We start from the raw sequence: 25,752 nt of genomic DNA on the forward strand, positions 1-25,752 counted from the left end.
ATTGCGAGGCTGATTTTTAATCAGGCGAAGCAATTTTTTGTTAAATAGATTGCTTTCCTGAGAAATCGGAACTGGCTGACGTGCCTACTCGCAGTGAAGATTTGTTCTCGCGCTATGGTTGTGACCACACAAACCATCATTTTAACTACTTCGTGCCTTGCACCCACGATTAATGTTCTACCACAAACTCATAATCACCTGAGCCCACCTCATAAATGGCTCTGTCTTTTTCTAATTTTATAAATTTTAAATCCTTCATTGAACCTGAATTCTCTATAACTGCCTGTTTGTTTTTTGCCGGAATATAAAGTGTAGCACTCGTATTGGCCGGAATACTTACTTTCCATGTAAATTTACCGGTGGTTTTGGTATAATCGCTTTTAATTAATCCATAAGCCGACTGATAACTTGCATTTACATGATCTAATCCAGCGATCATTTCGGGTTTCATGCTAACTTTTTTAAAGGCCGGGCTTTCCGCTTTAATACCGGCCAGGTTTTCGTAATACCAGATCAGTAAATCGCCCAGCATCATCACGTGGTTTTGCGAATTCATTTTCGGATCGGCGGTATTGCCATTCCAGAGTTCCCAAATGGTGGTTGCGCCGTTATCGATCATATAACCCCAGCTTGGGTAAGTTTTTTGTGTAGCGATGGTATAAGCCAAATCGGGTCTGCCGTAATCGTTCAAACAACGCATTAGCCATTGTACCCCAACCAAACCATTGCTTAAATGCCCTTTATTGGTTACTTCAACGGTATACACTATATTTTTGAAAACCTGATCGATATGCTTTTCCGGAACCATTCCGAAATAGAGCGGAATGATGTTGTCTGTTAAGTTATTATCGCCATAAAAGCCTTTTTCGTTATAAAACCTCTGATTAAAGGCAGCTTTTATTTGATCTCCCAGCGCGTCATAATCTTTATAATCACCTTCATTCCCGCTTATCTTACTGAACTGCATCATCAATTGTGTAAAATGATAGTAGTAAGCCGTCGAAATCAGTTCGGAAGGATACTTTTTATCGGCACTTTTACCTCTGCCTGCCTCAATTGTTACGGGTGGCATGCACCAGTCACCATAACTGTCTTTGGTGAGGATATTATCTTTCATGTAACGGTCTTGCATATAAGCCAACCATTTTTTAATAGCCGGATAGTTTTCAGCCACCGCATGGACATCGCCCGTTTGCCTGTAAAGCATTTCGGTAATGAGCACAATGGAACCTGGCCAGGTCATGTTATCGCTGTAATAACGCCAAAATGCGGGTGCAACATCGGGGATTGCACCATCTTCTTTCTGTGCATTCCTGATATCCTGCAGCCACTTAGCATAAAAACGACCATTATCGAAAAGGAAATTTTCGCCATGCGCAACAGCACCTCTGTCGCCTAGCCAGGGCATACGCTCGTTGCGTTGCGGACAATCAATCGGGATGCCTTTGTAATTTCCGGCGATACCCCACCAGGCATTTTTAAAGATCTGGTTGATTAATGCATTTGACGTTTCGAAAGTACCTGCGGTATTCATTTTATCGTAGATCATTTTCCCAGTAAAGTCGCTGAGGTTTGGGGTGTAATTAAGTCCGGAAAGTTCTACATACCTAAAGCCACGGTAAGCAAAAGTGGGTTCCCATAATTCTGGTTCGCTTCCTTTAAAAGTATATAAATCAGTGCATTTGGCATTGCGCAGGTTTGCCGTAAATAACTCACCATTTTCTTGCAACGATTCGGCAAAACGCATTTTCAATTGTTTGCCCTTTTGGCCTTTAACTTTAATTTGTAACCAGCCAACCATGTTTTGACCCATGTCGAGGATAAATCTGCCGTCAGAGATTGCTTTAACAGCAACCGGTTTGAGTGTATTCATCACTCGCATGTTTTCGTTCATCTGGGCTTCGATGGTTCCCGAAGGTTCCTGTACAAATTCTGCCTTCAGCCATTTGCTGTCGTCGAAACCTGCTTTATTCCAACCCGCAGCTTCTTTTGTGGCATCATATTCTTCGCCATCGTACTCGTTATTTGCACGGATGGGACCATCAGCAGTGCCTTTCCAGCTATCATCGGTGTCGATGTTGGCTGTGCTGCCATCGCTGTAAACAATATGGATGTTCAGCAGCATTTTAGGAAAACCAAAAGTTTTGATTTTATAGGGTTTTTCATTTTGCCGCATGGCGAAGAAACGACCATTGCCTAAAATGGCACCAACCGCATTTTTCCCTTCCTGCAAATAAGTGGTCACATCGTAGGTGTTGTATTTCACGTTTTTATTGTAGTCAGTTGGTGAAGGAGTGAGTACCTCCTCACCTACTTTTTTGCCATTCAGATAAAGTTGGTACAAACCCAATCCAATAATCGAAGCTGTGGCGGATTTTACTTTTTTGGTACTTTGAAATTCCTTCCTGAAATAGCGTGCCGATAAACGGGAGTCGGTTTTGATGTTGTCCCATGGAAAGGCCCGATCGAAACCAATCCAGCCTTTTGGCCAGTCTTTATAATTGAGCAAGCCCATGGTCCACGAATTAGTGGCCGACCATTCGCTTTCGCCTTCAGATGTCCAAACTTTAACTTTCCAGTAGACTTTCATACGACTGGTTAATTTTTCTCCGTTGTACGCAACATGAATAGATTCATCAATGCTTACTTTTCCTGAATTCCAGAGATCTCCATCATTTTGTGCCAGTTTTTCAGTAGTTGAGGCTACTAAAATTTGGTAAGCCTTTTGAACTACATTGCGTTTTGGTGAAAGGATTTCCCAGCTTAAACGCGGCTGTGGCGCATCAATACCTAACGGATTAACCAACATCTCGCATTTCAGGTTTTGCAGGCTCACCCGGGCCACCAGTTTTTGGAGCGGCAAGAGTAGCAGCAGTGTGATTAGCGATATGTAGGTTTTAATGTTCATTTTTTTTGTGATTACACCGATTCAGTTAATTATTTTTTTGCCACAGATACACACAGATAAACACTGATCTTTTTCAGCAATAATTCAATAATATTTTTATCTGTGTTCATCCAATTCGTCTGTGGTTAATTCTTGGTAGAAAAATCAAAATACAAAGTCATATCCAATGCTCTCGCCGGTTCTTTTTCAAAATCGTAAAATACATGTTTCATGCCCATCGGACCGGTGGTTTCTGGTTTTTGCGTTTTGGTACCGATAGCCGAAATTCCGTTCATAAAAGAAATGTCGCCGTTTGGAAAAGTCGGACTCATGTTATCGTATTCTGTGTCTTTCGATTTCTTCGGCGTAAACAGCCTTAAAAAAATATCTTCCCTATCGGTTACTACCCTGAAATTTTGTGCCTTGCCGATAAAATCGCACCAGTACAAATTGGCATAATAGCCTTTAAATTCAGGATATTGCCATGGTGGTTCTCCGGTTGCCGAATCGTTGTAATCTTTTTTCCATACGCCTAGTCGGGTACCTTTCATGCGGTTTTTCCAAACACGGTATGGTCCGCTACCTTTGTAAGTTACGCCTTTCATTTCTGTTTCGGGATAAGAAAAGTTTAAGCCAACGAAAGTGGTAAAATAAGCCGCGGGGAAATATTTTACCTGCATTTTTAACCATCCTGATGGATAAATGGTCCATTCCAGGGTGTTGTAACTTTCTTTTCTGTCAAAAGTTGAAGTGATAACCAGATTTTGGCCATCCATTCTGGTCGTGAAATTTTTAAAGTTATTTACACCTTCCTGTAAAACCGGTCCGTTGTTAAATGGGATGATTCCTTTCGTATTCTCGACCTTTTTCAGTAAACCGTTTGTTTTATCAAAGGTTAGTTGAACGCCGTTAGCCAAAACTTCGAAAGCTGTAGCCGATGTTTTGAGATCCACTTTTGATGATCCGGTGGTTACAACCAGTTTAGCAGCATCATCTTTTGGCAGGCTGATCGGGAAACTCCAGGTAAATAATTCCTTGCCGTAAACATCTTTAGCAGTTAGATACAGTGCATCGAAATTTTTCCAGTCTGCAGGAAGATTGATTTGCAATTTTCCCTTCTTTAAAGGTTTAATATCAGGTGCATTTGCTTTACCTGCTTTGAAATCGGTTTCGGAACCATCGGCTTTTAATCTTTTTAATTTCCATTCAAAACTGCATTGGTTCAGGTTGGTAAAGGCGTACCTGTTCTCCAGAAGGAAAGTACCATCAAATGCAGCGGTGATTTCTCTTTTTTCGACAAATACCGGACTCCATACTTCTTTAATGGTATAAAAACTGCCCTCTTTTTCGTGGTATGGCCCTACAATCCCGTCAGGACCATGGTTACCATCAGTATCCAAAATGCCATTTTTATCGGTACGCACTACAGCCTGATCTGCAAAATCCCAAAGAAAGCCACCTGCAGAAAGCGGGTTGTTCCACATCGCGTTCCAGTAATCTTCTATCCCGGCACCATGGCCGCCATCCCACATGCCATGCAGGAATTCTGTTGGCATTAAAATATTATGACCATGATCGTAATTGCCGATACCATAATTATACTCGCGGTAATGTGTGGTTTCGAAGCCACCAAAAACCTCCCATGGGTGGATTAACGGGCGTTTCTGTAGATCGTTTTCAGGGAAAAGGCGATCGAGTTCCCGGTTGTGTCCACCTTCGTTTCCATTGGCCCAGAATACAATAGATGGATGATTTTCATCGGCGGCCATCATTTCTTTAAATAATTTTGTGCCAGTGGCTGTGTTGTAGGTACCGTGCCATCCGGCCAATTCATCCATCACGAAAAGGCCAAGCGAATCGCAAACATCGAGAAAATGACCATCGGGCGGATAATGAGACATGCGAACGGCATTCATGTTCATGTCTTTCATTAACTGCACATCTGCAATGCTAATTTTTTTACTGGTGGTGCGGCCCGATGAAGGATAAAACGAATGCCGGTTAACGCCTTTAAATTTTATTTTTGCGCCGTTGATATATACGCCATCGCGCTCACGGACTTCAATCGTTCTGAAACCTATTTTTTTGGTGATAACATGAACTGGTTTACCGTCATCATATAAAGTAAAAGTAACTTTATATAGGTTTGGGAATTCTGGCGACCACAATTTTGGTTTTGGAAGTGTATAGCTAATAAAATGATTTTTATTGTCATCTGGCATAACTATAAGGTCTGGAATAAACCCAAAAACCTTTCCATTTTTATCGGTAAGTTTAGTTTCGATTCTACTATAGGAGCCAGATGCATTAACAATAGCCTCAAATATTCCACTTGCTGATGCATTAATTTGAACCCGATTGATATGTGATTCTGGTAAAGCCTCAAGGTAAACGGGACGAAAAATACCACCAAAAATCCAAAAATCTGCTTTGCGTTCTGCATTGTTAACAGATTCATTGGCAGAATGTTTGGCTACTTTAACTTCAAGTAAATTATCGCTACCCGACTTAAGCAGTTTAGTAATATCGTATTTAAATACATAAAACGATCCCTGATGAATTTCTCCGGCCAGCTGACCATTAATTTTGACCTCCGTATCGGTCATGGAGCCTTCAAAAACGATATTAATCTGTTTGTTTTTCCATGTAGCCGGAACACTGAATTTATACTTATAGAGTCCTTGTTCTTTGCCTTTATTTTCTTCTTTATTGAAACCGTAATTGTATTTTCCAAAACCTTGCAGCTCCCAGTTTGAAGGAACGGGAATAGTAGTCCATTTGCCTGAGTTCATGCCTTCTGTACAAAAGAACTCCCAGTTTACGGTATGGTCGTTGCCCGTGCCTGATAGATATAATTTCTCCGTTTGTTGTGCCTTAGCCAGGCAAAACATTAAAATAAAGCAAAGAAATAGTGATGACCGTTTTAACATTAATTGATTTTGAATTGCTGGGTTAATGGATTATCAGTTCGAAAGGGTAAAGCGGGCAAGCCGTTGCTATAAAAATTCCCCGAAGGATTTTCTGCCCAATTGTAACGTACCGCTTTAGGATGCAACACCTCTTTGGCGGATACCCATACTTTTCCGGCTTTAATTTCGGCATTGGCGGGTACAAATTTCCCGTTAGCTCCGGCCAATGTAAAGCCCGCGACAGTGCCAGAATCTTTCACATTTAAATGTTCGAAATTGAGTATGGCCTGGTTAGTCTTAAACGTAACAGCTTGATAAATTGGACCAGAAAAATCTATTTTTTGGTGATAGGTTTTGGCTAAGGCCCAAATTGCCAGGCGCCTGCCTACCTCCCATTTATAGGTGGGATGTAAATCGCCACCGTTATCGTTTAAATCGGAAGTTGAGATCATTCCCGTATTAGGCAGGCGTAAAAGCTGTTCCTGCGCTTCCCAAAATGCAGGTTCTGTATCCGCGCTTAGTACCACTTTTTCGCTTTTTTGCTTGCTGTAATCGAAAGGGGCTATTTGTACGTAATAAAAAGGAAACTCTTCCCTCCAGGCCTTGCGCCAGCTTTGTATCAGCGCTTTCATTTTATACGCATAACTTATGGTTTCATTGAGGAAACAATTCGTTTCACCCTGGTACCACAAAACACCACGAATTTTGAAATTGGTCAAAGGTTCAATCATCGGTACATAAAACTTACCAGGATCGTTGCCTATTTTTTTGTCTTTAAAATAGGCTTCATCAGCAAATGCCTTTTCCGAAATCCAGGGTTCGATAGCACTGCCCGGCACTGCCGAAGAAATTACACCTACTGGAACACCCAATTTTTGTTGTAATTCTTTGGCAAAGAAATAACCTACAGCCGAAAAGGAGCGTAAAGCAGAATCTTCGGCCACACTCCAACTTTTATGAATGGAATCGGGTTTGATTAAAGTTTTTCTGTTTACCAGGAAAATCCTGATCTGCTTGTTTTTGGCCTGTACTACTTCATCAGCAGGAAAGCCCAGTTTTTCATTTTTGGGCTTCGGGATTTTAGCCAGTTTGCGCATGGCATATTCCATGTTCGATTGACCGGAACAAAGCCATACTTCGCCAACCAAAATATTGCTCAGCTCGATGGTATTTGAACCCGAAATGAGCATACTTTGTGGTTGTGCAGCTGTTTTTAAAGGATTTAAAACTACTGCCCAGTTTCCTTTATTATCTGTTAGGGCTTCTTTTTTCTGCCCCGCAAAAGTTACGGTTATGCGCTCGCCTGCTGCTGCAAAGCCCCAGATGTTGATGGGTTTATCGCGTTGTAAAACCATGTTGCTGGAGAGGATTTGTGGCAACAGGATTTTGGCGTTGGCGTTGATCGTAACTAGTGAAGTTAAAATTATAGTTATCGTCATTGCGAGGAGGTACGACGAAGCAATCTTTTTAACCTTGCACAAAGATTGCTTCGCTTCGATTAAAAATCGAAAGCTCGCAATGACGGATATCCTTGAACTCCAAACTGAAAACTGCCTCATAACCCCTCCGTTTTTAAATATTTAATCAGATAAACGGCTTCTTTTTTCTCGGCCTCACCTGCGTTCTTTAAATCGTGGGTTTGATCGGCTGGGGTGTCTATATCCGGGAAACGGCGTACATTGCCTGTACGGAAAACAATGCGCGAAACATTGGCCACCGGTTGGAAAGCCAGACCAGTAAGCACATCTTTACCATTAACGGTAATGGTATAAAAACGATTTGCGGTGTTTAGTTTTAGCTTGATATTGTAGGTTTCACCAGCCTTATATTTTAAGAAATTTTTGTAGCGTGCACCAGCTTTTGCGCTTAGTACACCGGCGGTATCAAAAGTTAAACGTACGGTAGCCATGCCTTTATCATCTTGCAGCTCAATTTCCATTAAACCGAAATTATCCTGCTTAGGCGTAACCGAAAAAGATGTGCTTAGCTTAGCCGAAGCCGGAAACACACGTTCGGCTTTTGCATAATCAAAAGGATCTCTGTCTTTTAGGACTAAATTGCCGTCTTCTACCTTTACCGGTGCCCAAAGCGGACTGTAAATATTCCACAAACCCAAAGCTTTATCGGCAGGCATTTTACTGAAATCATCGTTTACATGGGTGTTAACCGTTGTGCTTACGGGTACCGGAATACCTGAAACCCAAATGTCTTCTTTATTCATGCTGTAGGTAACCCAAAGCTTCTCGTCGGCAGGTTTTCCGTTACCTTCTTCAATACCCCGAACGTATTGCGGACCATACGATTTATAATTGCCTCCATAACGCATGGGCGAGATTTCACCATTTACCAAGGAAAGGTCAGTATAATCCAAACCATTCTTACTGGTGGAGATGGCCAGTGGCCAGCGGTATTCGGATGGATTATACACGGTTGCAAAATGGCCATCGCTGGTTTTTTGGCCCCAGATTTTGGCATTGCTGTTTACAAAACCGGGTGCACGGAATGCACTTTCAGGCCAGCTTTTACCATTGTCGGTACTGATGGCAGTTAAGGCGTTCTTCCAAAGCCCCACTACGCGACCATCGGGTAAATGATAGTAGCTTAAGGCTTTGTATTGTTTTTGCAAAGTAATTAAGGGGTCTTTCCGGTCGGCTTCTTCGTTCCATTGTTGGGTCATTAATTTATTCGCCAACAGCTCGTTACAGGCTTCAGTGAAAGCTTTGCTTTTGCTTTTAGTGTAGTATGGATATTTGGTGTTCTTTTCAGAATAACCTGGGTTGTAACGGATGAAATAAATCGGTCCGTATGTACCATCTGCCTGTATTTCACGTACAGCCCGGCCGATGCCATGTCCGTCATTAGGATCGTCCCTGGCATCGAAACTGATGGCGTAAAAGCCGAGCACCAGGAAAACATTTTTGCTCGAAACATAAAAACCCATTCTTTGGTGCATTACCGCATCCAGATCTTTGGCTACATCTGTACGGCCTTCTTTTGTGGTACCATCCGGAATCCGGTAAACGGGAAAAATAACATCGGGCTTGGTCCAGGCGTAGCCATCTTTTGATGATTGCAGCAGCGTTTGTCCTGGCGGGATGCTCTCGCCTACTTTATCGCTCAAATATTCTACATAAAAGCGGTTGTTCCAATAAGCCAGCATGGGTGCGTGGTTATAGGTCCATCCAAAATTCTCGGCCAATTCTGGGTGCTCGCGGTTTGCACGGAAGGTTTGGATGCTGTGTACACCCACTACCGGTGTTAACCGGCCGTGGTGGTAATCGGAATTAACCAGTGTTTTGCCAGTATAGCGCACGGTATCCTGTGCCTGCACAGTGGATAGTGCCAATGCAAGTAGGATAGCTAAACCAAATATCTGTTGTACTTTCATTTTAATTATGTTCTACGTCATTGCAAGTTTCCAATTTTCATCGGAACGAAGCGATCTTCCTTGCTCAATAGATTGCTTCACGCGTCCGCTCTTTCCCTTACTTCAGTTCGCAATGACGAATTATTTATTAATTAATAATTCTTCAATCACTTTCTTTTTCGCCCAGGTATCTGATGCATTTTCATTTAAATTTATGTTCTACGTCATTGCAAGTTTCCGATTTTTCATCGGAACGAAGCAATCTTTTTTGCCCAATAGATTGCTTCACGCATCCGCTCTTTCCATTACTTCAGTTTCGCAATGACGAATTATTTATTAATCAATACCTCTTCAATCACTTTCTTTTTCGCCCAGGTATCTGATTCATTTTCATTTTAATTATGTTCTGCGTCATTGGGAGTTTCCGATTTTTCATCGGAACGAAGCAATCTTTCTTTCTCAATAGATTGCTTCACGCGTCCGCTCCTTCCCTTACTTCAGTTCGCAATGACGAATTTCTATTTCTTTTAAACCTCGCAGGTTTTTAAAACCTGTGAGGTTTATTCAATAAATCTTTAATCAATTTCTTCTTCACTTTTAAAATAGTACCGTGTTTATGTCCTTCCGGTACTGAAATTTCGCTAGTTATATCTTTAAAGGTTTTAAAATCAGTAGTTTTCATGGCCGAATAGTTTTTTTGTCCGTAAGCATCGAAATAAACCAGCCAGTCTTTTCTGGTTTTTACCACTGTCGGACCTTCGGTTAGTTTAGGGCTAAAAGCTTCAGATACATTCGTATAGGGGCCTAAAGCCGAGGATCCAAAAGCCACTTTTAAATTGCGGTTAGGCCGGGTATTATCTTTCAGTACCAGTACATAATCTTTTGCTTTACGTTTAACAATCACGGCGTCGATCACGCTAAAGCCGGGATCGAGAAATAACCTGGGTTGAGAAAAGCTTTTGAAATCTTTGGTCGTAACCGAGTACATGCGGTGGTTATTTTCCTCCTCTTCTATCCCTTTCGCAAACCGGAACGGTATGGTCGATGCCCAGATGATGACATATTCTTTATTCTCCTCATCGTAAAAAAGCTCCGGCGCCCAAACGTTCACGGTTTCAGGTTCGTTCTCCATTACCGGAATAAATTGCTGTTTACTCCAGTGGATCAGATCTTTGGAGCTGGCATAGCCAAAACCTTTATCGCCTTTCCAGCTGCAGGTCCAAACGAGGTGAAAAGTACCATCAGGGCCTTGTACCATGGATGGATCACGCAGTACTTTTTGAGTTCCGACTGTTGGTTTTAAAAAGATTTTGTTGAATTCGGTCCAGTGGTACGCATCGTAACTGTACAGCAAGCGCAAGCCTTCTGTTGCCGGTTCATGGAACGAGGTAAACAAATAAGCCTGTTTACTGCAGGAAGTTAACCCGCAAAGTACCAGGCCTAAAATGGCTAACCGTAAGGAGGATATGAACTTTAATTTTAACACTTTCTTTGTTTATCGTGGTGCCAGACATTGCTATCCGGTACTTTCATTTGTTTCTTTTCAGCATCAGATGGTAACAGCTGACGACACGTTATAGGATCGTCATTTCGACTGAAGCGCAGCGGAACGGAGAAATCTGTTGAGAAGATCAAAAGATTTCTCCACTATGGTCGTAATGACGATCTTTCTATTATATTTTATCTAAAATCAACACCCAGTCGTTGCCGTTGGCAGCTTCGCCGGGAGGGTTAAACTCATGGATGCCTTTGTTTTCCAGCTCACCAATCGGGATGGTTTTTCCGGTACGTGGATCAAACCATGAAGCTTTCACATCATCGCCATCAATTTTACCCATTTGCACCTTAAAATTTCTTCCGGTGTAGGTATAACACATGGCGAAATCTTCGCCCCTTGTTGCCAATACGCGATCATATTTTTCACCGTTGCGACCTGCGATTAACGTTTGGTCGGGAACGCGGTCGAAATAACTGCGCGAAAGCAGCAGCGTTTTTAAATACCGCATTTGAGTAGCTCCCTGTGCATTTAAAGCTGTAATCCATTGCTCTTTCGGGCCATAAGCCGGTTTTTTATCGGTAAACTTGTACATCTGCATTACCGAATTGTGGCCGTACGTATAACCAAAAGCACCCGCAAAAACCGACCAGTAACCATATCTTCTCACATCTGCAGCTGTCCAGCGTGGCTGTAAGGTATCGTGTAATCCTTGCGGAATACCCTCATAGGAGGGTTCGCCATCAATCGTTGGTTTAACGGGTTTTAACCGGTAATCGGCTTCGATGTATTTCCAGTTGTCTTCGCCATAGTGCAATTTTTCGTTCTTAGAAGTATCCTGGTCGTAACGGCGGTGGCCGGATTGTACCATATCAAAATCGCACCAGGGCGAGTTATGGAACCATTGCGAAGAAGCTGTTCTGCCACGCGGATGGAAAGTAATTAAATGATTCGGATCATTGGCTCGCAAGGTTTGACCAATGGCATTCCACACTTTTAAGCCATCAGCGCCTTTTATGTCGCCACCATTTAACCAGATGATATTCCATTTCTCACGATATCTTTTGGCTAAAAATTCAGCATATTTTTTAGCCTGCGCCTCCTTTACTTTGCCGGCTTTAACATTAGTTCCCCAAACGGGTACCAATGCCATGTATAGGCCTTTTTCTGCGGCTTTATCTACAATATAATCTACATGGTCCCAGTAATCGTAGGCTACAGAATCTTTCGGATTATTGCCCGTGGTAAGCATGGGTTTGGCGACGTCGCCATGCACTACTGATGAATCTAAATACACATTGCGCGAAGGCACATCGTGCAAAACCATCACCTGGATTACGTTAAAGCCCTTCTGTTTTCGATCTTCGAGATAAGTATTGGCTTCTTCGCGGGTCAATCTGCTAAACAGCAACCAACCGGTATCGCCCAGCCAAAAGAAAGGTTTTCCGTCTCCGGTGGTTAAATACCTTCCGTTTTCGGAAACCAGCAAGCTTTTATCGCCAAAATGTGGCCTTTCCTTACAGCCGAATGCCAGCAGGTAAAGCAGGCATAAAAGGAATGTCTGAGATTTAAGCTTCATAACTAAATTTTGTTGATGATGATGAGCTCTTCGCTGCTACCGGTTTTATTGATTCTCGCCACAGCATTTCCGTTTATTTTTTCTTCTTTCAGCACTTTGCCATTTTTTGGGTTCAATATTTTTACACTGAATTTTCCTGTAGCTTTACTCAGGTCTAAGCTTAATGGCTCGGTCGAGGCATTATAGAGTACATAAGTTTTTCCGGCATTTTCCAAACCATATTGTTTTACATTTTTTCCGGCCGGTAGAAAAGGTTTAGTGCCCGAGATCAGGTTTAACGTGACTTTATCGATATGATCGGCATTGGAAAGCGAGCCTCCTGCCATTAAAATGGCCCAGCCAAAATTTTCGTAATTATCCCCCGAATAGATGATTGCTTTTTCAGGGAATTTGGTTTTATATTCAGAAACAGCACGGTAAACTTCTTCAAAAGAGGTTTTCTTTGGTTTTAGAAGCCGTGCATGCTGACGCGGCGCCAGGCTTAAGCCTCCTTTAGGCGCATAAGCTGTACCATCTGCCTGATAATGCCAGTAACGGATATCAATTAAATCAACTACATTGGCACGCTCCGGATCAGCCAAAATTGCGTCCTGAACATCTTTGGTAACGCTCAGGCCAATAATCGGGTGTTTCCCGGTTTCTTTTTCCCATTCTTTAATGGTATCGATCCAGAACTGCACAAAATGCAATGGACCGGTAAACTCGGCACCAATAAGCTGGATGACGCCAGAATTTCCTTCAAAATTCTCCAGGCACTTGCGGATATAGGCTTTATGAATGGCCCTGCGGTGTTCGTTACTGATATCATAGAACTGTTCGGCCATAAAAATCCGTTTATCACCTGCATAGGGAACCGGTTCCGGAAAACCTGTGCTGTTTATGTTGTTAGCCGTACGCCACGGAAAATCAGCGTAATGTGCACCTGCTTCGATAATGTTGTGCTGAAAATAATTTTCGTGGATGAGTACCAGGCCTTTCTGATCGGCCAGGTTTGCAAAGTTTTTTAAACGGTCCCAATACCAGAGGTTGTATTTGGTGATGTCGTATTTACTCAGGCCATCCCAGGCTTTGTCCTGTCCGCTACGGGCAAAAGGCAACTCGTAAAAAGGTACCCAAACCTCGCCGTCCATCCGGCGGATGCGTTCGTGGTCATCTCTTCTCCTGTCGTACCAGAGACCATAATTGTGATCGAGGATTTTCACCGAACCATTCTTCATCGAATCAGTGATATCATCCAGGTTATCGGTTAAACCATTGCCTTCACGCCCTGGTACAAAACGCGTAATGTGAAATTTAGTGTTTTTCAATCCATAAGGCCGGGCACTTCCATTCCACCAGGGAACTTCCTGTCTGTCGCCTAATATAATTTCATTTCCGCGGGTAATCCAGCCATTTTTAATGCTCATTACGTCAGCGGTTTGTGTGTTACTCATCTTATGAATCCCTGAAGCGGTTAACAGCTTAGCCTGGCCTTTCTCTGTAGGGATCTTATTTCTTTCGGTGGCCGAATCGATATATTCAGATAAAGTTAAAGCGGGTTTGTAGGCCAGTTTGGTCAGTTTTACTGCTACATCAACCGGTGGACTGCTTGATGCTTCTGTTTCAACCGGAAGTATAAAAGCGCTGGCATCTATACTATTGCCAACCCTGTCTTTCAATTGTGCATAGTACAAACTGCGTGGCTGAATCTGCTCGTTCGACATATCCCAATAACCATCGCCCGAAAACTGAGCCCAGGTACCGAAAGCCCAGTTTTGAGCAGTTGGAGGTTGATAATTATCTAACCTGGCCGCGCTGCATTGCCAAAAAACACTGTTTGCGGCGCTCCATCCTGCTCCTTGCCCATCCTGACCACGGTTTAAATAACTTAAGGCCTGTCCGTCGATATTCACAATATCGAATAATACGCCCGAAGCCCAGCTATCGTAAGCTCCGCTGAAAGAAAATGGCAGGTATGCCTGGCATTGTACAAAAACATTTGGGCCTGGGGCACAGAAACCGACGACAAAATCGTGGTAACCGTATTCTGAATATAACCTTTGGAAAAGTGTTTGTTGCCCTGTTGTTAAAAAGGTATAACGGCGCTCACCACCAATTTCGGATACAGGTGCCAACGATTTACAATCTTCAACGGTAATTCTTTTTGCGCTGGCCAGTACATTCACAGCAGAACCTGCAAAGTGTTCAAAAACCACCTGGCGTACCCAGGCATCTTCCACATTTTCGAGGCAAATGGCTGTCCAGCGGTGGTATTCGTCTTTAATATTGTCTTTATGGTAATCCGATTCAAGCTTCAGGTTCTCGATTCCTACCTGTGTGATCCGGCCATTCCATTTGTATTTGGCCACTGTTGCACCACCAAATTTAGCATCGAGCGCTGTGGTAATGGGCGCATCGAAAGTAATGGTCGATCCATTGATAGCGATAATTTTGCGATCCCAGAAAATATCCCTGGTACCCGGTTTCCAGCCCAGGGCGCTTTCGCCACCGCCGAACTCAACAGTTTTCAGGGTTTCGATCCACGCGCTGGTCGATGGCCGCTGAATGGTGATTCGGTCACCCACTTTAAAGCTGCCGGTATTGGCCAGTGTAAGCCGGATGGCATTTACTGGTGCATAAATATCTGTAACAGCCACAGGTGTTTTCTGCGTTTTATCATTTTTACCCAAAACCCTGATCACCCCCATGCGGTCTAAACCAGTAGCAAAAATTCTAGTACCATCGGCTCCCATACCACTACCCCTGATAATGACGCCGGAAGCCGCAATTTTTAAAGTGCCGGCAACTTCATACGTTCCTTTTTCGAGTAAAACAGCCCCTCGCAAACCATCTTTTCCGGGCTGCATGGCCGAAACGATATCAATCGCCCGCTGGATGTATGGTGTTGCATCTCCTTTAACCAAAGGAACAACGATTTTAGCTGTTGCTGTCGGAATGGCTTTTTCGCCAGCCATATAACCTGCATAAGAAAAATCGGGAATGCGGTTGCCCTGAGCATCGGCTGTGTAAGCCAATTTTCCATCGTTACCTTTAAAAACGGGCTTAGGTGGTTCAACTGGCCTGGTTTTCTGGGCAAAGCATGCCGCTCCCATCAAAAACGCGATGACCAGCATCGGTACGGTTTTGAATGGCATTGATTTTAATATTTGGTTAGTTTTGGGCATTTGCGTTTTTTAAAGTATTAATCATTGCGAGGCAATGGAAATTATGGTCATCCGGATTGTAAAGCGGTGAAACGGAGATCTCTCCCAGTTCAGATTTTAGCTTCGCTGAGCAATTGTGGTTCACGGCTCCGTTGCACTGCGCCCGAAATAATTGGTAAATTGCGAGATGAGTGGCGACACTTCCCTTCAAGCCTCTACCTTATCCGTTTATCTCAATTCCGGCCTCACTTTATTCACGTCTACCACGCTGTTTAAATATACTTCGATGTTCGAATAACCGCTTTTGGTAATTTTAACGGCATCTGAAGCATCTTTAGGATTTAATCCCTGTTTAATCTCATAAGCGTCAGGCATGCCATCATCGTCTGAATCTTTGTAAGGTGTACCCTTGTACTCCGGATAGCCGCCCACCTGCGAAATTTCGGTAATGATACCCAGTTTATAAGAATCACCTTTTAACCTGCGGTGTTCAAACTGGAAAGCGGAAGGTTTGGCATCAGGATGTACTTCGATTTTGCCGGTAGCCACCTGCTTTACCACACGGGTATCAACCGGGTCGCGTTTAGGTAAGGTAGCACCCGCATTGGCCAGTACATAATCTCTAGCTTGCAAGGTTGGGATAATGCTGATTTTTGGCATCGGAAAAGGTTTTTTCGCCTTCATCGCTGGGAAATATTTACTAGCCGTTTCGAATGGCATTAAATTCCCCTTTTTATCTTCCATTTGTACGCCACCAGCCCAGTTATCACGGGTTACTTTCTCATTTCCATCGATAATATTGCCACTTACGTAGGCCCTGCCGAACACCACGTAAGGCAGTTTACTCCGGCCTGATTCGGGTTTTAAAATGCGGTAGCTGATGGGGTCGCCCAATTCGGTAACCGGACCAGGTTTGTAGAAGTTATTGATGATATTGTATTGTGCAGTATAATCACCACCATCAGTTGAGCGGTTGTTCCAGTTGAAAACCACGTTATTGGCAAAGTTGAAAATACCATTCCAGCCAATGGATGGGTTACGGGCACCATTATCTGCCCAAAGGTTGCGGACAAAAGCGCAGTTTTCGCCACCTAAAGTACTGCCGAAAGCGTGGTTCCAGTAATCCAGCGCTTCAGAGAAGATCGAATTCTGGATGGTGATATTCACTGTGCCCAGTTTTTCTTCAATTTTACCGGTGCTGTCGTTATACATGTGGCGGTACATCGACATATTTTCATCTAATCCCCAACTGGCCGAAACGTGGTCGATCATGATGTTGCCTACCGGATTACCACCAATGGCATCGTCGCGACGACCCACAAACGTTTCTCCTCTTCTAAAACGCATGAAACGCACAATTACATCGTGGGTATTTAGCCAAACCGATTCACCGGCTACGCAAACCCCGTCGCCGGGTGCCGTTTGACCAGCAATGGTAATATATGGTGCACGGATGATTAAAGGGGTTTTTAAGCGGATAATACCGGCAACATTAAATACCACAATGCGGGCTCCGCCCTGCTCACAGGCGTCGCGCAATGAACCCGGACCGCTATCGTTTAAATTTTTTACTACAATAACCCTTCCGCCGTGGCCGCCAAAACTATAGGCTCCACCACCTTCAGCACCCGGGAAAGCCAAAAGTTCTGATTGTGGTAAATCAGTTGGCCGGCCTGCCCACGGAATATAAGGTTTACCTGCTGCAGCTTCCTTAGCGATAACAGGCTTGGCCTTTTCCCAGGCAATATCTGATTGATGGTAAGCTTCTTTAAGCATCGAATCGGATGATTTTTTTACATCATCAGGGATTTTAGGGTATTGCGCGAAAGCATGATTGGTGGAGAGCATTAATGCTGTTGCGAACAACAGATTTAAAAAGTTCTTTTTCATTTGTGTTTTGCCCGTTAAGGAAACTAAAGAAATGTCGCAAATATTTTTAACTTAACCTAAATGCCAGGTTAATTTTTTTAAAAAATTGCGGCTTTATCTTTTGCTAATCCTATGATTGTATTTTGGTTAGAAAGTATATAATGTTTCAAATTTGCATGCTGTATGGCCTTGTTTTCGGTATAATTTTAGCGAAATTTTGTATCATGTTACCAAAAGGTGAAATGACCCGCCAGTCCGTCAAATTACATCCGTTCAATCCAGTTACAAGATAGCAATAAAATTCATATATAAATGTAACATTCTTAAGTGAAAAAAAGGAAACAAATTAATGTTTCCTTTTTCAAACCAAATATAAAAAAACAGAGCGGTGAGCAAACCGCCCCTAAAGAGATTGTGAATGATTATTGAAGTGGATCGAATGGACCGCCCCAGGTATTGTTTTGTTGCAAATTAACGTTGTTGTTGATTGCAGCAGTTGGAATGCCATAGAAATAATTACCCGACTGGAAATTAATGTTTTGGTTATCAAGCGCTTTTAAACTTAACGTAAAGCTTGAAGCGTATAGAGCGTCTAATGAATTTGATGCAGAAGCCTCCCTGTTTGAAGCAATATAATCCGTTGCCAGCGTTCCGCTTCTTTTTAGCTGTATGACAAGTGCATTTCTTTTCATTCCATTAAGGGTCGGTTCAAGTAGTTTCCTCCTTCTCAGATCAAAAAATCTTTTACCTTCAAATGCAAATTCAACCTGTCTTTCTTTCATAATGGTAGCAACCAGATCGCTACGTGACATGCCAGCGTCTAAGCCGTACAGTCCATCAGCCCCAGCCTCAATGCCTGCTCTTTTTCTAATGGCGATCAAATTAACATATGGTTCATCCGCAATGCCTGATTTATTCAATTCTGCCGCACTTTCTGCCAGATTCAACAGCACTTCTGCATAACGGATTTCAATCCAATCGGTACCGATGAATGTACTTGGCGAAGCTTTGGTTTCATCTACTCCTTTACGTAGATAGAAGCCAGTGTTACTCGCTGCAGTTGCTTCTGTCGTTTTATTGGTGGTACCTGTAGCTGCGCTGTAATAATAATACGTCCATAAGCGTGCGCCATTCATGACATTACCCCAGGTTGCACCATTATAAGCAATAGTGGCGTAAAATCTTGGGTCTCTGTTTTTATAGAAGGTAGACATGGCATACGGATATTTTGTTGATGCGCCAGGTCCGCTAGCCGGCTTGCCATCCAGCATCGGAAAAGCTAAACTCATTTCGTAGCTAGGTGTAAATGAGCCGCTTCCTGAAACAGATCTGGGTCTGGCACTATTATCAAATGAATTATTATTAGCATTGATATCAACAGATGATGTATTAAATCCTGTTACCAATACTGCTTCGGGATTTGCCGGGCCACCGTTCGAAGTTCCCCCTTCGGTTGTCCACATGGTGTAGTCGAATTTAGGATAAAGTCCAAAACCATTCGCAGACAATATGGTTACGGCAGTCTTATTTGCATCGTAGGCTGCCTGCCATCTGGCCACATCATTATTGGGATTAAACTGCGGGCTGGCATAAGTTAGCAATACCCTACCCATAAAAGCAGCAGCTGCACCTGACGTAATTCTACCATAATCTGCCTGTTTAGGCCATTTTGCAGGCAAATATTTTACACATGAATCCAGATCGCTTTTAATCTGTGCAAATACTTCGCTGGTTTTAGCACGAGGTGTTAGCGCCAGTTGTTTTGCCTCGTCGCCAACGGCGTTAAGCGGCACCAGGATCAAGGGTACCCCACCATATAATTTAACGAGTTCGAAATATCGATATGCTCTCCAGAAATAGGCCTGTGCCGCAAACCGACGTTTCACGGCTAGATCTAGTGTACCTGCATTCAAATCTCTCAGGAAAGTATTAATTGTCCGGATTTTTCCGTAACTGTTATTGTTGGCATTGGCTACCCCTAAATCGGTAACACTTTCTATTGTAGCGGTTCCTAAAACAAAAACATTACTTCCCTGGCCTTCTTCTGTGAGGTTATATGTTCCGGCTGAGTGAATGGAACCGCCTGTACTACCGAACCAACCCGGTTGGTTTTGACTATATAAATAATCAACATTTAACTTCACCGTGGTTGAATCATTAAAAACCTGCTCTGCGGTAAAATTTCCCAAATCAGATTTTTCCAGAACTTTTTTGCAGTTTGTTAGCGAAATTACGGCTAAACTCAATGCAGTTATAACGAATATCTTTTTCATCTTAATACGTATTAAAAGCCAATATTTAAACCGAACGACCAAGTTTTTAGTGTTGGATAACTATATAAAGCTGTTTGCAGATCTCTGTATTTACCAGGATATGGATTAATAAATTGGATTGGATTGGTAGCTACGGTGAAAACCCTTACGCTAGACATACCTATTTTATTGGCGATTCTGGTTGGTATGTTATAACTTAAGTTCAAGCTGGTGATGTTAAAACTCGTCGCTTTGACTAACCAGAAATCAGACGTTACTTCAAAATTTGTTCTGAAAAAAGGGTTAGGGTAAGCTGCATCCGTGTTTGTTGGTGTCCAGTGATCTACCCAATAAACAGGTCGGTTGTTGTAAATAGATGCACCTGTTGCAGAGCTGGATTGATTTGCTGGTTTTAAACCATCAATTGATGTCCAACCGCCCCATGAAAGCCCCATAATCACGTTTAAAACCAAACCTTTATACCCAACATTCCAGTTTAGCCCCAGCGCGTTGTGGTTACTTTGCCTGTTTGTAATAAAAGACTGATCTTTTTTATCGGTACTGATTATCCCGTCGCCATTTACATCTTCGTAATTGATCATGCCTGGCTGTAAGGCTTGTCCAAATATTTTAACATTGGCTGCTCCTCCTGCTGCTGCTGCACGTTGTGCTATAATTGCATCAGCTTCGGCCTGGGTTCTGATGATACCCAGTGACTTGTAACCAAATATCCCTAAATCAGAAGATCTTCCGGTAACATCTTCAACAGTACCCACAATTGCTGCAGATTGATCTACTTTTAACATTTTATTATCCATCCAGGTATAAAATGGACTAAAGCTGTAGCTAAAATCTTTACCAATATTGTCTTTCCAGGTTAACGAGAACTCCCAGCCAAAGGTATTGGCATTAGTATAGTTCTCTGTTGGTGTATTTGCGCCAATGGTTGCCGGAACAGATGAACTTAATGTGGTTAAAATATCTGTACCGTGATTCCAGTAATACTCTCCGGTGAATGATAAGCGATTTTTCAGGAAAGCCATATCTACACCGTATGATGTTTTAAACTCCTTATTCCAGGTTACGTCGGCATTTGGAATCGCCAGATTTGGTTTAATGGCAATTGTCCGGTTATCGTTTCCATTAAACACGGCCCCTCCAGAACTTCCGGTGCCCAGATTATAGTTGGCTAAATATTGATAAGCTTTTGTATTATCAACACCAGATAAACCAAATGAGGCCCTGAATTTTAACAGGTCTAACCATTTCAGGTTATTTGCAATAAAGGACTCTTTTGAGGCTACCCAACCAACCGACGCGGCAGGGAAATTACCCCAGTTTTTGCCCGGTGCAAACCTTGAGCTTCCATCTCTTCTGAAGATCGCCTGAAAAAGGTATTTCTGATCGTAATCGTAATTGAACCGGGAGATAATCGATTGAAAGCCAAAAGTACTTACTGTTGCGGATTGGTTTGAATTTGACGTACCAACAGCGAAAGATTGATAATCTAAAGCGCCTGCCACTAAGCCTGTTGCCTCTGCATTAACACCTTCACTGTTTTGTTCCCGTTGCTCAAATAAAGCCAGCGCGGAGATATTATGCTTTCCAAATGACCGGTTGTAGTTAAAACCTCCGTTTATCTGATAGCTATCTGCAAAGACTGGTGTTAAACGAACTTTGTCCCCGTTCAATACATTGAATGTACCGGTTAAATTTCCTCCCGGAATATGGTTGTTGGCACCTAACCCGGCATATTTATAATAAACAAATGAGGTACCGAATTGCTTGTTGTTGGCTGCATTTAGATTTTTATTAAATGTTGCAGTGGCTGTCAATCCTTTAATACCGGGAATTTCATAAGTAACTTTAGCCAGGATATTTGTTGATGTATTGGTACCACCGGTATAGTTATTTGAGTTTTGGATCTGGAAAAAGTTGATATTATCGTTACCACCGGTATTGCTTCCTCCAATAACTACGGGATTACCATTGATAAAATATTCTTGCCATGGCTGAACATTCTGTAGTGATGCGGCATCATTATCCAGATTTTCTGAAGTGCTGGTTAGTTTATACCAGTAACTTCTGGAATAGCCAACATTTGCGTTTAACGATAATGAGGTAACCAAACCTTTGGCAGGTTTTGCATCAACTGATGCTCTTAAGCCATATTTGTGTGAATTAATTCCTTTAAAGTTACTGTTCTGATTAACGAAGTCGCCGCCAATAAAATAGGTTACTTTATCTGTACCGCCACTAATATTTGCTGCTGTTCTCCAAACATAAGCTGGTTTAAAAGCATCGCCAAAGTAATCGTGACTATTGCTGGCAAAATATTCTAATTCATCCGGGGTATACCAGGCAGCAGTTCTTGAGCTCGCCGGAACACCAGCGGTTACCAGATAGCCATCAGCGTTAATGTATTTATCTACCGGTACACCTGGTACGGTTTGGATATATGCTGATGCATTGGTGTAATCGTTAGAAAATGTACCCAATTGCAAAGAATTCATCATTTTAGGCATAATCGTCGCAGTAGAAACGCCCAGTGAATTGCTGATATTAAATTTAGGCGCGCCGATTTTTCCTTTTTTGGTTCTGATCATCACTACACCGTTAGCACCTTGAATACCAAAAATGGCTGCTTCTGCATCTTTTAACACGGTTACGCTTTCTACCTCGTTAATGTCAAGGTTGTCGAAATCTGCCTGTGTCCTGATGATATCATCAATCACAAATAATGGATTGGTTCCTTGTCCGCCATCTTTAGCAAATACCACTGGATTACGGATTGTGATCGTGGTGCCCTGTCCTGGTCTTTGTGCGCCACCTGAAACACTTAAACCCGGCGTAGTACCCTTTAATGCTGATGTAATGTTCAAAGCCGGAATATCCTCAACAGTCTTTAGGTTAGGGGTAGAAACGGATCCCGTTAGCGAGGTTTTCTTTTGTGTACCATAACCTACTACAACCACATCGTCTAAACCCTTATTATCTGAAACAAGCTTTACGTTGATATTGTTCTGGCTGCCTACGGTAATAAGCTGTCTGACGTAACCGATATAGGAAAACACCAATACATCTGTATTGTTTCTCACCTGAATGGTATAAACGCCATCTGCATTGGTACTGACATTGCTTGGCATACCTTTAATGCTGACGTTAACCCCTGGTATACCGCTCCCATCTGATTGATCAACAACCTTACCGGTAACCTTTCGCTCCTGGGCAAAAAGTATTGTACTTGCCACCAGCATCAGTAGCAAAGGCAAAGAAATTTTGCGTAAAAATTTTAAGTTCATATTGTTATTTGGTTAGTTTTGAAGTTATTTAAATGGTTGCATTGCTCCACTTAACGTTCAGCTATTTTAATCAGGCATGTTGCTAAAATACCGCTATTAAAAGCCTTAAAAAGGTTCTTTATTTATGATTTTAAAAAAAATAGGTTAATCGGCGTTTATCAGAAATCATGCGACAAAACATAGCGTAATCTGGCTCATGTATAGTTAATCTTTGTGAATGTTTGGTTAGAAAGTAGTAATTCAAACTGCAATTAAAGTATCGATATTCCAGCTAGCCTTATTGCCTGAATATTGTATGATCTAATTTACATGAAATCAAAAATACCAGCTATTATATCTTTTAATAATTGACATTACAAGGTACTAATAAAATTCATATATAAATGCAATATTCTTAAATAAAAAATGTTAAAAAAAATTCACGCATTAAAACCAATGGGAATTAATTGCCATCAGCTTTTGCCTTGCGCCTTTTTTCCCATTCAATACCTTCTTTTTTCAGGTCGTAACCGGCAGCAGAAAGGTAATTGTTGATGCGGCCTTTATACTTACCGAACCAGGCATGTTTTTTATCTGATGATTCTGCATCCATTGCACGTTCCCGCGCCTCAGTTAACCAAACTAAAATTTGCTTTTTCTGCTCATCGGTTAAAGTGAGTATTTCTTCCTGGTAAGCTTTATAAGTAAGCGGCAGCACGCCGTAGGTCATACCGTTTTTCACCCCTTCAATTTGCTCATTATTGAGCTGGGCATTCAATTTGCTGATGTATTTTTTGTGCAGTTTAGCCAGCGATGCTTCTACCGCACGGTTCTGCTTAGCTAAAGCCGAATCGCGCAATACCTTATTTTCTTTATTTTTCTCCTTAATATCTTTCGCCCCGAGGTCTCTGGCGGTATAAATATCGTTCAGGTTACTGTACTGATCTCTGATGATATTGGTAACCTTTTCAGCTTTTTTGCTATCGCTGATACCCAGGGTATTTACAATTTTAGCGGCACGCTCAGTAATGGTTTTGGTATAGGCGGCCTGATCTGCAAGGGTCTTATCCTGGGCAAAAACTGCTGTTGCAACGGAGAACGTTAAGAACAGGGCTAAAATTTGTAATTTCATTTTTTTATATCTTTAATTAGAATTTCTTTTTTTTCCAAGGTTGACATCTCCACAAAAGTGCACTTTTATGCCCAGTTCATCCATAGCCGCTGCTTTAATTCTGCAGGCTTCATGTGCACCGGCTTCGTAACTGGTGTATACCACCTGAATGTGGTTGGCCTGGTGGCGTGCCATTAACTGATCGCGGTTGACGCCTTTTAAAATGGCATGCATAATAGGCCACTCGGGTGTGGTTCCCTCCCATCTTCTTTTGGTTTCAGCTGCAGGTAAAGAGACTACTTCGCCCACTCCTAAATCGCAGTGCAGTTCATTATGCTTTATATATACGCGGCTCCAGACGATGAAACCGGGCTTACTAATGCCTTTTAATGATCCACCGCCCAAACGGAAATACATGGCAGGCTGTCTGTCGCTGCTTGCTCCGGCGTAACCATCAATGAAATGTGCGGCTGGCGCCGCGCCTGAAATGAGAAAAAGCCAAACAAAGCCGTCAATTTCGCCTCCTTTATAATGTTCGCCCCAACGGATATCATGCAGCGTATTTTCTCCGCTCATGCCGAGTTCATTCCAGAGTTGATAAGTGAGCAGAGCATCCAAACCGGCACATTCATCAACTTCGTTAAAATGTGGTAAAGCCTTTTTGGCGTACAGTTCTTTGCCGTTTAAGCCATATACCGGTGGACGGTCTTCGTTATTGAGCAAACCTTCCACCAAATCGCTGGCCACGGTCAAATCTTTTAAACCCTGCTGGTATTGGATACCGATGGTGTCGCAGCTAAAGTCGTCGGCAATGCGGAGTGCTGCAATATACATGCGGCATTGCTCAAGTGTTTGTCTTTTTGTTAATTGTGTAGCCTCGTCAGTACCCCAGTTAAAGGTCATTCCTTTTTGCAACAGCCAATCTAAAACACCTTCAGCTTCCTGATCGGTTACCTGTAACATGGCGGCATATAAAGCTGATTGACTGAGCCTCTCTTTAAAGAAACCGGTGCGGTGCAGCAGTTCATCGGGTATGATAGCATTGTACATACCCATGCATCCTTCGTCAAACACGCCCATTATTACTTTTCGCTCTTTCAGACTTCTGGCAAAGTCCCGACCTTTTCTATCGTCGCTTAAAGGGATTTTATTTAGCGCGAAACTTTTAACGTGACTTTGATCATAACTGATTTTACCGGTAGAAAGCCATTCCCGCAATCCGTCGATAAAAAAATCGTCTGTAAAATTTTCACTCCACATCGTACTGTAGGGGATTTGTGCTTTGGTTAAACAACCGTTTAAATTTAACATGCCTACCAGTCCGGGCCACTGTCCTCTCCAGTTGGCGAGGGTAAGTATCGGACCGCGGTGCGTGGTTAATCCGGCTAATACGTGATGAGAATACTGCCAAACGCTCTCTGCAACGATTAAAGGCTGCCCGGGGTCAATACTCCTGAAGATATCCATACCCATTCTTTGCGAATCGATGAAACCGTGTTTTTTAACCGGATCATAAGCGTGTGCCCGTTTAACCTTCCTGCCAAGCTGCTCAATTGCTGCAGTTAATTTTTGCTCCATTTCGGCTTGCGCTGCCCAGCAACTTTGGTTTGCCGAAAGGCGTAAATCTCCACTGGAAACGATAAGAATTTCGTTTGATTGATCTGGTCTCATATTTTATTAATGAACATAAAATTTACAGGAAAATAATATGCTCTTTATTAATTTGGTTATGCCATACGGCTCTTATACAAAACTCTGCAATGAAATACAGCATTTTATCATGCTTTTTATCAACTTAATATAGGATATTATCATTTAAGTGCCTAAATTGGGCTTTTGTAATTGATGTCCTTATCGGC

General features: G+C 42.5%; 12 protein-coding genes. All 12 read right to left on the minus strand.

All coding sequences use genetic code 11. The annotated features are described in order from the left end of the window. Nucleotides 1–169: 169 nt before the first annotated feature. Nucleotides 170–2,908 (minus strand): alpha-L-rhamnosidase, encoded by a 2,739-nt coding sequence (locus BM107_RS00970; protein WP_090979328.1) that lies wholly within the window; start codon nucleotides 2,906–2,908, stop codon nucleotides 170–172. Nucleotides 2,909–3,033: 125 nt separating this feature from the next. Beyond that, complete coding sequence (locus BM107_RS00975) at nucleotides 3,034–5,817, minus strand: glycoside hydrolase family 2 protein (protein ID WP_090979330.1); 2,784 nt, start codon at nucleotides 5,815–5,817, stop codon at nucleotides 3,034–3,036. Continuing rightward, nucleotides 5,817–7,235 carry a sialate O-acetylesterase gene (locus tag BM107_RS00980; RefSeq protein WP_244278686.1) on the minus strand — a complete coding sequence of 473 codons (1,419 nt, stop codon included), beginning with the start codon at nucleotides 7,233–7,235 and terminating at the stop codon, nucleotides 5,817–5,819. The genes BM107_RS00975 and BM107_RS00980 overlap by 1 nt, the downstream gene beginning before the upstream one ends. Nucleotides 7,236–7,351: 116 nt before the next feature. Further along, a complete protein-coding gene (locus tag BM107_RS00990) occupies nucleotides 7,352–9,184 on the minus strand; it encodes a sialidase/neuraminidase family protein (RefSeq protein WP_090979336.1) in 1,833 nt (610 codons plus the stop codon). Nucleotides 9,185–9,707: 523 nt separating this feature from the next. Then, nucleotides 9,708–10,649 carry a glycoside hydrolase family 43 protein gene (locus tag BM107_RS00995; RefSeq protein WP_244278687.1) on the minus strand — a complete coding sequence of 314 codons (942 nt, stop codon included), beginning with the start codon at nucleotides 10,647–10,649 and terminating at the stop codon, nucleotides 9,708–9,710. Nucleotides 10,650–10,836: 187 nt separating this feature from the next. Then, entirely contained in the window at nucleotides 10,837–12,237 is a 1,401-nt protein-coding gene (locus tag BM107_RS01000) for a glycoside hydrolase family 140 protein (protein ID WP_090979338.1), read from the minus strand. Between the two features lie 2 nt (nucleotides 12,238–12,239). After that, complete coding sequence (locus BM107_RS01005; RefSeq protein ID WP_244278688.1) at nucleotides 12,240–15,371, minus strand: DUF6298 domain-containing protein; 3,132 nt, start codon at nucleotides 15,369–15,371, stop codon at nucleotides 12,240–12,242. Nucleotides 15,372–15,608: 237 nt separating this feature from the next. Further along, entirely contained in the window at nucleotides 15,609–17,270 is a 1,662-nt protein-coding gene (locus tag BM107_RS01010; RefSeq protein ID WP_090979342.1) for a pectate lyase family protein, read from the minus strand. 401 nt (nucleotides 17,271–17,671) lie between these two features. Then, entirely contained in the window at nucleotides 17,672–19,522 is a 1,851-nt protein-coding gene (locus tag BM107_RS01015) for a RagB/SusD family nutrient uptake outer membrane protein (RefSeq protein ID WP_090979344.1), read from the minus strand. Nucleotides 19,523–19,533: 11 nt separating this feature from the next. Then, entirely contained in the window at nucleotides 19,534–22,803 is a 3,270-nt protein-coding gene (locus BM107_RS01020) for a SusC/RagA family TonB-linked outer membrane protein (RefSeq protein WP_090979346.1), read from the minus strand. Between the two features lie 442 nt (nucleotides 22,804–23,245). Beyond that, nucleotides 23,246–23,914: a DUF3826 domain-containing protein gene (locus BM107_RS01025; protein WP_090979348.1), complete on the minus strand. Its 669-nt coding sequence runs from the start codon at nucleotides 23,912–23,914 to the stop codon at nucleotides 23,246–23,248. A 12-nt stretch (nucleotides 23,915–23,926) separates the two neighbouring features. Then, complete coding sequence (locus BM107_RS01030; RefSeq protein ID WP_090979351.1) at nucleotides 23,927–25,564, minus strand: fucose isomerase; 1,638 nt, start codon at nucleotides 25,562–25,564, stop codon at nucleotides 23,927–23,929. Nucleotides 25,565–25,752 lie beyond the last annotated feature (188 nt).

Source organism: Pedobacter suwonensis (genome assembly GCF_900111825.1).
GTDB lineage: Bacteria > Bacteroidota > Bacteroidia > Sphingobacteriales > Sphingobacteriaceae > Pedobacter > Pedobacter suwonensis.